This is a genomic window from Gordonia amicalis NBRC 100051 = JCM 11271 (assembly GCF_000332995.1).
GTDB lineage: Bacteria > Actinomycetota > Actinomycetes > Mycobacteriales > Mycobacteriaceae > Gordonia > Gordonia amicalis.
The window spans coordinates 1-12,345 of record NZ_BANS01000012.1 but is presented as its reverse complement, the minus strand read 5'-3'; the positions used below and the strand labels follow the sequence as shown (position 1 = coordinate 12,345).

Annotated in this window: 10 protein-coding genes; all 10 read right to left on the bottom strand. The window is 68.8% G+C overall.

From position 1 onward, the window contains the following. Window positions 1–140: 140 nt before the first annotated feature. Window positions 141–1,058, bottom strand: a complete 918-nt coding sequence (xerD, locus tag GOAMI_RS05615) for a site-specific tyrosine recombinase XerD (protein ID WP_006435437.1) — start codon at window positions 1,056–1,058, stop codon at window positions 141–143. Window positions 1,059–1,080: 22 nt separating this feature from the next. Continuing rightward, window positions 1,081–1,704 carry an NUDIX domain-containing protein gene (locus tag GOAMI_RS05610; RefSeq protein ID WP_006435436.1) on the bottom strand — a complete coding sequence of 208 codons (624 nt, stop codon included), beginning with the start codon at window positions 1,702–1,704 and terminating at the stop codon, window positions 1,081–1,083. Window positions 1,705–1,709: 5 nt separating this feature from the next. After that, the gene (pyrG, locus tag GOAMI_RS05605) at window positions 1,710–3,494 is read right to left on the bottom strand and encodes a CTP synthase (protein WP_081598195.1); all 1,785 of its coding nucleotides are present in this window, start codon (window positions 3,492–3,494) and stop codon (window positions 1,710–1,712) included. A 151-nt stretch (window positions 3,495–3,645) separates the two neighbouring features. Then, on the bottom strand, window positions 3,646–4,581 hold the full coding sequence (locus GOAMI_RS05600) for a copper transporter (RefSeq protein WP_006435434.1): 936 nt from the start codon (window positions 4,579–4,581) through the stop codon (window positions 3,646–3,648). A gap of 3 nt (window positions 4,582–4,584) precedes the next feature. After that, window positions 4,585–5,772 (bottom strand): putative cytokinetic ring protein SteA, encoded by a 1,188-nt coding sequence (steA, locus tag GOAMI_RS05595; protein WP_040004588.1) that lies wholly within the window; start codon window positions 5,770–5,772, stop codon window positions 4,585–4,587. Window positions 5,773–5,873: 101 nt separating this feature from the next. Beyond that, a complete protein-coding gene (gene recN / locus GOAMI_RS05590; RefSeq protein ID WP_006435432.1) occupies window positions 5,874–7,628 on the bottom strand; it encodes a DNA repair protein RecN in 1,755 nt (584 codons plus the stop codon). 2 nt (window positions 7,629–7,630) lie between these two features. Then, on the bottom strand, window positions 7,631–8,650 hold the full coding sequence (locus GOAMI_RS05585; RefSeq protein WP_006435431.1) for an NAD kinase: 1,020 nt from the start codon (window positions 8,648–8,650) through the stop codon (window positions 7,631–7,633). A gap of 79 nt (window positions 8,651–8,729) precedes the next feature. Beyond that, a complete protein-coding gene (locus tag GOAMI_RS05580) occupies window positions 8,730–9,590 on the bottom strand; it encodes a TlyA family RNA methyltransferase (RefSeq protein WP_006435430.1) in 861 nt (286 codons plus the stop codon). A 25-nt stretch (window positions 9,591–9,615) separates the two neighbouring features. Further along, window positions 9,616–9,948, bottom strand: coding sequence for a hypothetical protein (locus tag GOAMI_RS05575; RefSeq protein WP_006435429.1), 333 nt, complete (start codon window positions 9,946–9,948; stop codon window positions 9,616–9,618). 11 nt (window positions 9,949–9,959) lie between these two features. Further along, on the bottom strand, window positions 9,960–12,224 hold the full coding sequence (locus GOAMI_RS05570) for an HAD-IIA family hydrolase (RefSeq protein WP_051995371.1): 2,265 nt from the start codon (window positions 12,222–12,224) through the stop codon (window positions 9,960–9,962). Between the last annotated feature and the right edge of the window lie 121 nt (window positions 12,225–12,345).

Here is a 12,345-nt window from a genome sequence, read left to right as displayed (position 1 = left end):
GGAGTGGTCACGTGCCCGCCGCTCCCTTCACTCTTCGGTACCCGATGCGCGTCGGCCTGCCGGGCGGAAATGCCGGTCCGTGGACGACGACTCGTATCAGCCTAGGACATCGCGGGCGTCGACCCGCCGTCGGCGCGCGGTCAGCGGGCACGCGGATGTGCGACGGCATACACCTCGCGCATCGTGTTCACCGTCACGAGTGTGTACACCTGCGTGGTGGTCACCGAGGCGTGTCCGAGCAGCTCCTGGACGACGCGGACGTCGGCGCCGCCGTCGAGGAGATGGGTCGCGAAGCTGTGCCGCAGGGTGTGCGGGGAGACGGCCTTGTCCAACCCGGCACGTTCGGCGGCGGTGACCAGTACCTGCCACGCCGACTGACGCGAGAGTCGCCCGCCCCGGGCATTGAGGAACAGCGCCGGCGTCGCCCGCGACACCAGCGCGGGACGGCCGCGGACGAGATAGGCATCGATGGCGTCGATCGCCGGTCCGCCCAGCGGGACGAGACGCTCCTTGCCGCCCTTGCCCCGTAGGCGTACCGCCCGGGTGTCGAGGTCGAGGTCGTCGATGTCGAGCGAGGTGGCCTCGGAGATGCGGGCGCCGCAGCTGTAGAGGAATTCCAGCAGGGCGCGATCGCGCAGGGCGCGGGGATGGTCTTCGGCACCGGCGGCCTCGAGGATGGCCAGCACCTCGTCGACGGGCAGCGACTTCGGGAGACGGCGCGCCGGCCTCGGCGGACGGACCGCCTGCGCGACGTCCGTCGCAACCATCCCCTCGTCGACCGCGAACTTGTGAAAGCGCCTGGTCGCCACCACTGTTCGCGCGATCGAGCTGTCCGCGAGGGGCGGGAACCCGGCGTCCGGGTCCCCTCGACGCAGGTCGACGAGGAATTCGCGCACGTCCTCCTCGGTCACCGCGTCGATCGACGCGATGTCGCGCGATTCGAGATATCGCCGGTACCGCTCGAGATCACGACGGTAGGACGACACGGTGTTGGCCGCCGCACCTCGTTCGACGGTGAGGTGATCGAGGAAGCGCGAGATGGCGGCGGCGATCGTCACGGGCGACTCACGACTGACGTGTTCACGAGCGACGCCGGCGGTCCCGGAGCGCGGTCGGTTCGTCCGCCCACGGGGCGTCGACCCGGCGCAGCCCGATCCCCGACCGTTCCGCCGCCGAGGCGGCCAGGATGCCCGCGACGCTGGTGGCGTTCACGATCTCGCCGGCCAGCACCATCGCGACGGCGTCGTCGAGCGACACCCACTCGACCTCCATGTCGGCTTCCTCGTCGACGCGCTCGGCCTCGTCGAGGTCGTGCAGGTCCTCGGCCAGGTAGAGGCGGAGTGCTTCGTCGGTGAAACCCGGTGAGAGCGCCAGATCGACGAGGACGTGCCAGGTGTCGGCGGCCAGGTCGGCCTCCTCGGCCAGTTCGCGCTGCGCCGCCGTCAGCGGTGCCTCGCCGTCCTGGTCGAGAAGGCCGGCCGGCAGCTCGAGGAGGCGACGGCCGATCGGATGCCGGTACTGGCGCACCATGGCGATCCGGCGGTTCTCGTCACGCGCGAGGATCGCGACCGCACCGAAGTGTTCGACGACCTCCCGCTCCGCGATTCGCCCACCGGGCATGGCCACGTCGTCGACGCGCAACGTGATGATCGCACCGTCGTAGACGGTGCGGGTGCCGTTGACGTCGAACTCGTGGCCGCCCAACCCGGTCAGCCCTCGACGCCGATCTCGTCGATCCCGGCGACCGGTTCGACGGTGACGTCGTTGACCGCCGCGACCGTACCGGCCGGGGCGTCGTTCGACTCGTACTCGTCACCGAGATCCACCGGAAGGCGTTCGGCCGCCTTGTATTTCAGAGCGGCCTCGATGAACGAGCGGAACAGCGGGTGCGGACGCGTCGGACGGCTCTTGAGCTCCGGGTGCGCCTGGGTGGCGACGAAGAACGGATGCACCGACTTGGGGTACTCGACGAATTCGACGAGGTGCCCGTCGGGCGAGGTCCCCGAGAAGACCAGACCCGAAGCGGCGATCTTGTCGCGGTAGGCGTTGTTGACCTCGAAACGGTGGCGGTGACGCTCGGACACCTCGCGGGTGCCGTACGACTCCGCGACGACCGAACCGGCCTTCAGGACTGCGTCGTAGGCACCGAGGCGCATGGTGCCGCCCAGATCCGCCTCGCCGGCCACCGCGTCCGCCTGGTCGGCCATCGTCGAGATCACCGGATGCGGGGTGTCGGGATCGAATTCGGTCGAACTGGCCTCGTCGAGCCCCACCGAACGGGCGGCCTCGATGACCACGCACTGGAGCCCCAGGCAGAGGCCGAGGAGCGGGATGCCGCGGCGCCGCGCGTACGAGATGGCGCCGACCTTGCCCTCGATGCCGCGGATGCCGAAGCCGCCGGGGATCAGGATCGCGTCGACGTCGCCGAGAGCGGCCTGCGCACCCGCCGGGGTGTCGCAGTCATCCGACGGCACCCACTTGATCTCGGTGCGCGCCTTCCAGGCGAAACCACCGGCACGGATGGCCTCGGTGACCGACAGGTAGGCGTCGGGCAGGTCGACGTACTTCCCGACCAGCGCCACCCGCACGGTTTCGCGCGGCTCGTGGACGCGGTGGAGCAGTTCGCCCCAGACCGTCCAGTCGACATCGCGGAAGGGCAGCCCCAGCTTGCGGACCACGTACGCGTCGAGATGCTCGTTGTGCAGCACCTTGGGGATGTCGTAGATCGACGGCGCGTCGGGGGTCGAGATCACGCCGTCGAGTTCGACGTCGCACATCAGCGCGATCTTCTTCTTGAGTCCCTCGGGCACGTCGCGGTCGCAGCGCAGGATCAACGCGTCGGGCTGGATACCGACGTTGCGCAGCGCGGCGACCGAGTGCTGGGTCGGCTTGGTCTTGAGCTCCCCCGACGGCGCGAGGTAGGGCACCAGCGACACGTGCAGGAAGAACACGTTGTCGCGGCCGACGTCATGGCGCACCTGGCGGGCGGCCTCGATGAACGGTAGCGACTCGATGTCGCCGACCGTGCCGCCGATCTCGGTGATGACGACGTCGGGCACCTCGCCGTCGGCGTCGGGCTCACCCATGGCCAGCACCCGGGACTTGAGTTCATCGGTGATGTGCGGGATCACCTGCACGGTCTCACCGAGGTACTCGCCGCGCCGCTCCTTGGCGATGACCGTCGAATACACCTGTCCCGTGGTCACATTCGCCGACTGCGAGAGGTTGCGGTCCAGGAAGCGCTCGTAGTGTCCGACGTCGAGGTCGGTCTCCGCGCCGTCCTCGGTCACGAAGACCTCTCCGTGTTGGAAAGGATTCATCGTGCCGGGATCGACATTCAGATAGGGATCGAGCTTCTGCATCGTGACCCGCAGGCCCCGAGAGGTGAGAAGTTGACCCAGGCTCGAGGCCGTGAGGCCCTTACCCAGTGAAGAGGCGACGCCACCAGTGACAAAGATGTGCTTGGTGTCGTGAACGTGTCGCAAAGGTCGCAAAAGCGTGTCTCCCGTCGGCCGAATCGGGGCCGATGCCCTGATTACCTACGGGACTCCAGGGTAACACCACTGGGCCGCCACGCCGTACCGCCACACCGGCGCGTGGCGTGGCGGTACTCACTCCGAACCCGAAATCAGCTCGGCGGCGGGGTCAGGCGGCCGGCTTGCCGTCGGCCCCGACGGTGACCGCGGTGGCGCCGGCCCCGGTGCCGTAGGCCCCGGTCGCACCCTTGCCCTCGGCGGCGAGCGCCAGGACCGTCGTGATGAGACCGGTCGGCTGGTCGACGTTGTCGACCGTGGAGACCGCGTTGGCCAGCGACGGGTCGGCACGGACCACGGCGATCGGCGAGCTTCCGTTGGCCGATCCGGTCCGACCCACGAGCACCCCTCCCACGCCACGTACGGACGCCGCCGCGGCAAGGCGGGCCACGAGCGCACCCTGTGCACCCGAGTCGGGGCCGAACTCGTCACCGGTCACCACGACCATCAGATCGGCCGGTGTCACCGCGTTGTTGACGTAGTCGATGAACCCGCCGTCGCGAAGGGTCGCGAGACCGGTCCGACGGTCGGCGGACGATGCCGGGCGGGTGGATTTGCCGGAGAGCACCAGGGTTCCGAGCAGGTCACCGGCCCGGCTGCCCGAGTCGGTCAGCTCGGCTCGCAACATCGCACCCGGCGGGATCGTCTGGTCGACGATGGTGCGCAGCTGTTCGGCGTTCTGGTCGCCGAGGAGCGACTCGGTCAGCGCGATCTGACCGGCGAAGCGCGCGCCGGCGCCGGAGATGTTCTCCTTCACGGCGTCGACGTCGGCCGCGGCCGCGTTCGGCGCGGTGACCACCAGAACCGACTGGCCGCGCAGGGTGTTGGCGATGAGCCGGGGCCCGATCGCCAGATCGAAACTGTTGGACGCGTTGAGCTTCGCGTTCAGGTCGTCGCGCTGGTCTTCGAGATCACCGATCCGGTCCCTACTGGTCCCGGTCATCGAGTTCACCCGATCCCCGACGAACCCCGAACCGAGGAAGAGTCCGAGCGCCAATGCCAGAAAGATCGCGACCAGTGAGATCGCATGCTGTCGTAGCGAGATCATCGCCTATCGATTCCAGACCTCTCGTGCCCAGTCGAGCAGCGCATTCCACTGCGTGACAATCCAATCGGTGACGTCGGTGCCGGTGTTGGACAGCAGGAGGGCCGCGATCACCGCGACCAGTGCGGCCAGGACGACACACGCGATGGCTGCGCCGGACACGCGACTGCGGTACAGCGTCGCAACCGCTTTCGCGTCGACGAGCTTCTGCCCCACCTTCAGGCGGGTCAGGAACATCGACGGGTTGCTCTCGCGACGCGAACGATCGAAGAAGTCGTCGAGGGAGCCGGGGTACCCGACGGTGACGATCAGGTCGGCGCCGTGGTAGTCGGTCAGCAGCAGGGCGAGGTCTTCCGCGGAGCCCGCCGCGGGGAAGGTGGTGGCACCGATGCCGAGGTCCTGGATGCGTTCGAGACCCGCGGCATGTCCGTCGGTGTCGGCCGGCAGCACCAGTTGCGCACCGGATTTCAGCGTCGGGGTCTTGATGTGCTCGGGGTCGCCGACGATGATCGCGGGCTTGTAGCCGGCTTTCGTCAGGGTGTCCGCGCCGGTGCCCACACCGACCATCACCGGCTGGTACTCCTTGATGAACGGCTTGAGCGCACGCAGATCCGCGGCGCGGTCGGCGCCCTCACCGACGATGACCACATGCCGGCCGGCAAGGTCCACGTCGATCTCCGGCACACCGACGCCGTCGATCAGCAGCGGGGATTCGCTGCGGATGAATTCGATCGTGTTGCCGGAGAAGGCTTCCAGGTGATCGACGAGGCCTGCCTTGGCGCCGATCATGATGTCGGCGATGTCGCGCTCGTCGAGTTCGGTGCCCAGGGCCAGGCGACGTTCCCCGACGAAGAGCCGGTCGTCGTGGACGCGCACCTTGGCTCCGTCCTTGACGCGCTTGAAGATCTCCGGGCCCACATCGTCGAGAAGGACGATGCCCGACGCGACGAGAACCTCCGGACCGAGGTTCGGGTAGCGGCCGGTGATGGAGCGGGAGACGTTCACCACCGCGACGACGTTGGCCTCGACGAGGGCGTCGGCGGTGACGCGGTCCAGGTCGACCTCGTCGAGGATGGCGATGTCACCCGGGCCGACCCGGTTGAGCAGCCGCTTGGTGCTCTTGTCGATCCTGGCGATACCGGTCACGCCAGGCAGTTCTTCGGTGTTACGCGCGAGCAGTGCAGGCATCTTCATGACCGCAATGATTGACCGAAGACACGACGGAGCCCGGGAGGCGCGCCGTAACACGAGAAACTTTTGTCACACGAGCAACAGGGGTCCCAGCCCGTGCGAGGTCAGTGAGCCGCCCGTTCCGCTTCCGCGGTGGCCAGCAATTCCTCGGCGTGCGCACGTCCGGTGTCGGACTCCCCCAGCCCGGCGAGCATGCGTGCCAGTTCGGCGACGCGCTCGTCGCGGTCGAGGGTCCGCACACTGCTGGTGACCAGCGCACCCTTCTTGGACTTGCCGATGACCAGGTGGTTGTCGGCGAAGGCCGCGACCTGTGGCAGGTGGGTGACGACGATGACCTGGTGGGCCCGGGCCAGACGGGACAGTCGCTTGCCGATCTCCACGGCGGCTCGCCCGCCGACACCGGCGTCGACCTCGTCGAACACCATGACCGAACCGGAGGTCGGCGCAGCGAGCACCACCTCGAGCGCGAGCATCACGCGCGACAGTTCGCCGCCGGATGCCGACTTCGCGATCGGCAGTGGCGTGGCTCCGGGGTGCGCCACGAGCGCGAATTCGACCTTGTCGGCGCCGTCGGCCCCCGCATGAGCCCGGCTGCCGCCGAGCGTGATCGCGAGCCGATCCTCCGGCGAGGCCGGTTCGGGGCTGACGGAGACCGCAAGCGTCGAGTCGCCCATTGCGAGCCCCTTCAGCTCCTTGGACACCTTGCCGGCCATCGACGACGCCGCCTTGACGCGCAGGTCGTGCAGCTTGGTCGCAGCGGCCTCGACCGTTTCCAGCGCCGTCGCGGCCGCGGTCTCGAGTTCCTCGATCGACGACCGCGGGTCCTCGATCTCGGCCAGGCGGGCCTGCGCCTTGTGCCGCCAGTCGATGACCCCGTCGACATCGGGCGCGTACTTGCGCAGGAGTGACTTGAGTTCGGCCTGACGTGCGAGGAGTTTGTCGAGCTCTTCGGCATCGGCCGGGAGGCTCGACGTGAACGCCGTCAGTTCGGCGCCGACATCGGTGATCACGGTGAGCGCTTCGGAGACCCGCGGGACCAGTCCGCGCAGCGTGTCGTCGGCGGCACCCTCCAGAAGGGTCCGCACCGTACCCAGTCCCTCGATCACCGATGCTCCCGAATCGCCGGCGACGATGTCGTGTGCCTGGTCGGCGGCGCCGCGGATGGATTCGAGGTCCGACAGACGCCGGATCGTCGCGGTGAGTTCCTCGTCCTCACCCGGGACCGGGTCGACCGCGGCGATCTCATCGATGCCGAAACGAAGTCGGTCGGCTTCCTGCGCGAGCTCACGGTAGTTCGCGCGACGGACGTCGAGTTCGTCGAGGATGTCGACCCAGGCGGTCCGGGCCTTCCGGTACGCCTCCAGCGCAGCCGTCGCCTTCGAGCCCCCGAAGGTGTCGAGCGCGGCTCGTTGATGCTCCGGACGCAGGAGACGGAGCTGATCGTTCTGGCCGTGGATGGCCAGAACCGCGGTGGTGAGTTGCCCCATCACCCCGACCGGCACCGATCGGCCACCCAGATGTGCCCGCGACCGACCGTCGGCGCTCACCGACCGGACCGCGATCACGGTGTCGTCGTCGTCGAGTTCGGCGCCGGTGGAGTCGAGGATGTCGGCGACCACCGGATCCTTCTGCACACCCTCGGCGTTCGCCAGCCGGAACCGGCCCTCGACGATGGCCTTGGCGCTACCGGTTCGGACACGCGTCGCGTCGGCGCGCGCCCCGGACAGCAGGTGCAGGCTGGTGACGATCATCGTCTTGCCCGCGCCCGTCTCACCGGTCAGCACCGTGAAGCCCGGGTGGAAACGTGCCTGCGCGTCCTCGATGACACCGAGTCCGGTGATCGACAGTTCTTCGAGCACCCCTATGCCTGCCTCCCTCGCCATCCCGTGACCGGGAGGGCGAACTTGGTCACGAGCCGGTCGGCGAACGGATCGGAATCGATCCGGATCCAGTTCACCGGACGCTCGCTGCGTACGACCTCGACGCGAGCACCGGCCGGCACGTCAAGTGCTCGACGGCCGTCGCACAGCGCGACCGCCGAACGTCCGTTCTTGTCCACCTCGACGGCGATCCGCGACCTCGGGCTGGTCACCATGGGCCGCGCGAACAGCGCGTGCGCGTTGTTCGGGACCACGAGGATGGCCTCGAGGTCCGGCCACATGACCGGACCGCCCGCCGAGAACGCGTAGGCCGTCGACCCGGTCGGGGTCGCGACCAGCACGCCGTCGGCGCCGAACGCGGACACCGGGCGACCGTCGACCTCGGTGACGAGTTCGAGTACGCCGTTCTTGCTGGTGTTGAGGATCGCCACCTCGTTGAGGGCCCAGCTGCTGGCCGTCGGTGGGTCGGGATCGGCCGGGTCGACGATGTCGATCTCCAGGGTCATCCGCGGTTCGATGCGGTAGTCGCGGGCGATGAGCTGCGCCATCACCTCGTCGATCCGGTGCGCCTCGGATTCGGCGAGGAAGCCGATGTGCCCGAGATTGATGCCCAGGACGGGCACTCCGGCCGGGCAGGCCAGCTCGGCGGCGCGCAGGAAGGTTCCGTCACCGCCCAGGACGATGACCAGCTCGCAGCCCTCGGCCGACGCGGACTCGGCCGTGGTGACCTCGACGACGGCACCCAGGGAACGGAGGTACTCCGGATCCACCGGGATGTTGCCGGGTCGCGAGGCTTCGCCCTCCCGGTTGCGGTACAGCACGTCGTGGTCCGGGGCGTCCCGATCGAGCGTGTCATGGTCGACGACACGCAGCGCGACGCCGGCGGCGGCACAGTGGCGGGCGATCGCCTCGATCGTCTCGATGACGTTCTCGCGTCCGGTGTGGGCGACCACCAAGAACTCGCGGGCACCGGCGGACTCGGCTACCGACTCGTCGGTCACTGATGTTCCCTCCCGGAGAAGTGTGGTCGGACGTGTGGTCGAGCAGGGACGAGCCGAACGGGCGCCGGTCGGTTTGCGCTCAGCGCGGTCCCTCCGCGACCGCACGTTCGATCATGGAGCGGAGCTCGTCGGACGATCCCGCCCGGTCGACCCTATCGCTCTCCCCCGACTCCTCGCCCGTCCGGCCATCGGGTTCGTTGCGCAGCCAGAGGAAGTACTCGACGTTGCCCGACGGGCCGGGCAGTGGGCTGGCCACGACGCCACGGGTCTCGAGCCCGAGCGCAGCGGCCTCGGTCGCCACTCCGAGCACCGCCTCGGCACGCAACTCGGGATCGCGCACGACCCCGCCGGCGCCGACACGGTCCTTGCCCACCTCGAACTGGGGTTTGACCATCGGCAGCAGGTCGGCTCCCGGAACCGCGCAACGGGCGAATGCGGGTAGGACGAGTCCCAGCGAGATGAAGGACAGGTCGGCGACCACGACGTCGACCTGACCACCGATCTGCTCGGGTTCGAGGTGCCGGACGTTGGTGCGGTCGTAGACGTGAACCCGATCGTCGTTCTGCAGACGCCAGATCAGTTGTCCGTAGCCGACATCCACGGCGACGACCTCCCGGACCTCGCGACGCAGAAGCACATCGGTGAATCCGCCGGTCGACGCGCCGGCATCGAGACACCGACGGCCGGCGAGGGTCAGACCCTGGGGTTCGAACGCCTCGAGCGCACCGAGGAGCTTGTGGGCGCCGCGCGACGCCCAGTCGTCTTTCGGTGCCTCGACGACGACGATCGGGGTGTCACGGGTGACGCCGGTCGCGGCCTTGGCCGCCACCGTTCCGTTGACCTTCACGACGCCGGCGTCGACGAGTTCGCGCGCCTGCTCCCGGGACCGGGCCAAGCCACGCCGGACGAGTTCTGCGTCGAGTCGTGCTCGGGTCGCCATCGTCAGTGCCGCGTCCGGGATCGACTCATCGGCGGTCCACCGCATCGAGCGCTGCGGTCAGCGCATCGTGTGCCTGCTCGAGGAGGTTCGCCTGGCGCTCGAGTGCGGCCAGCGAGAAAGTGTCCCCGACGGACTCACGCAGCTCGTCGACCTCGGCGAGAAGCTCAGAGACCGTGGCCTCGACGTCCGGCAGGTCGAGATCGGCGTCCGGCCCCGACGATGGGTCGTCGGTCAGGGCTGCCATCGGGTCGTACTGGCGACGCGGCATGGCGCCCGGACCGGGTCGGGGCGCCATGTTGTTCGGCGTCGGACCGCTGCTCAGGTCCGAACGACTGCTCTCGTCACTCGGATAAGTCATCGTCAACCACGCTAGCCGACGAGGGTGACACCCAGCGACGCCAGCTTCTCCCGCGCCGTGCCCTCGGCCCGGATCCGTAGCTCCTCGGGATCCGCGGTGCCGGCGTCCACCGCGGCCCAGGTGGCAGCGGCGAGCGCCGGCACGAGACCTATCTCGTCGCCCGAGCCGGAGACGCTCACCGTCGAGGCCTCCACGCTCACGGTCCAGCCCGGCTGGTCGGCCACGCGCACCGCGTCGACGACGTCGAACATGCCCGCGAGGTCGTCGATGACATAGGTGGGTCGCTGCTCTGGGGGCGCGGCCAGCAGGTCGGTGACCGTGCTGACGCCCGTGAGGACCAGTGCGCTCTCGATGCCGACGGCGTGTGCACCCTCGATGTCGGTGTCGAGACGATCGCCGACGACGAGCGGAGCGTTGGCCGCGGCCCGCGTGATCGCGTCCGCCATCAGCGGGGCGGCAGGCTTGCCGGCGACGAGCGGCTCCTTGCCGGTCGCGCTGCGCAGTGCTGCGACCATCGACCCGTTGCCCACGAGCAGACCGCGCTCGGACGGGAGCGTGGCGTCGACGTTGGTGGCCACCCACAGCGCACCGGCTCGGATGGCCAGAGCGGCCTCGGACAGCTGCGCCCAGCCGGTGTCGGTCGAATGCCCCTGGATCACGGCCGCGGGACGGTCGTCGGCGCTCCGTGTCACGCCGATACCGACTTCGCGAACCTCCTGCGCGAGTCCATCGGTACCGATCACCAGCGCCCGCGATCCCGGTGCGAGATGCTCGGACAGCAATCGCGCTCCCGACTGCGCACTGGTGACGACGAGATCATCGGTGGCGTCGAAACCGAGGTCACGGAGATGCGCGGCGACCTCGGCGGGCCGTCGACTCGCGTTGTTCGTCACGAAGAGGCGGGGGATGTCGAGCCGGTCGAGGGTGTCGACCGCATTCGGCAGCGCCTTGTTGCCCGCGAAGACAGTGCCGTCCAGATCGAGCAGGAGTGCATCGTAACGATCGGCGAGTGTCTGCGAGACCGAGTCCGAAAGCCCGATCAGCTCGGATACATCATCGTCGACGTAACTCGACGTCTCGGACAGGTCCGCGGTCCCCTGCACGCCTTCGATCGTCTCGGTGTCGTCGGCCTCCTGCTCGCCGGCGAGTTCCGGTGCGACGACCGGCTCTGGTGCAACAACCGGCTCCGGTGCGACGACCGGTTCGGCAGCTACCTTTGCCGAGGGCAACTCAGGGGATTCACCAGCAGTCGACTCAGCAGCGGCCGGTTCAGCAGCGGCCGGTTCAGCAGCGGCGGGCTCGACGCTCACGGCTTCAGCACTCGACGACTCGGCCGCCAGTGCCTCAGAGACTGCGCTGTCGGCGAGGACGTCCACCCCGTCGACGGCCTGCTCGTCATCGCCGACCGGTGCGTCGTCGTTCGCGAGTTCGGTCAGTCGGAACTCGGCGTCGGTCACGTCCTCGACGTCGGCTGCGGCCGCGTTCATGAACCAGGTGATCGATTCGTCACGGCGGCCCGATGCGTACAGCGCCGACGCGTACGCGTAGAACAGCCGCGCGGGTCCGGTTCCCACCTGACCCGGCTTGAGGTTCTCGGCCTGAAGCGTGACGACGGCTTTCTCGGGTTCACCCAGGTCGATTCGTGCGCCGGCTTCGACGATGCGCATTTCGGTGGCTTCCTCGCCGCGCAGCGCACGGCCCTCGTCGCCACGCGCGATCTCGACAGCACGCTCCGGACGGCCCAGACCACGCTCACAGTCGGCGATGAGAGGCAACAACGCATTGTTGCCGGTGATACGACGCGCAGCACGCAGCTCGGTTGCGGACTCCTGCCACTCGCCGGCGTTGTAGGCCGCGATACCGGCGGTTTCCCGAACGACGCCGACCCTCGACGCGCGGCCTCGCGCGGCACGAGCGTGTTCGAGCGCGAGCGCGGGCTCTTCGAGGAGCAGACGCGAGACCATCACCAGGTGTTTGGCGACGATCTCGGCGTTGGCCTTGTCGAGTGTCAGGAGGTCGCGACGGACTTCCGGATCAAGGTCTGACGCAGCGACATCGTCGGGCAGCGGAGGACCCGGCTGCCGGCGACCACCGTCGCCGCGCTCACGACCCGGACGATCCGGACGACGTCCCCGGCTCGAATCTCCTCGACTCGAATCGCTCTGACCGCGGGCTCCCCGCTGACCACGCGGACCGCCCTGGCCCCGCGACTCCCGCTGATCTCGCGTATCACGCTCACCGCGTCCCTCACGACGCGGACGATCACGATCATTCATAGCTGCCAATCTATGCCCTTGAACCTTGATGGGAAGCATCGCCGCCCTCGTCCAGACGACGTGGGCGAACGAGAAAAGCCCCGTATCCGACGAATGAATTCATCGAATACGGGGCCCTTCT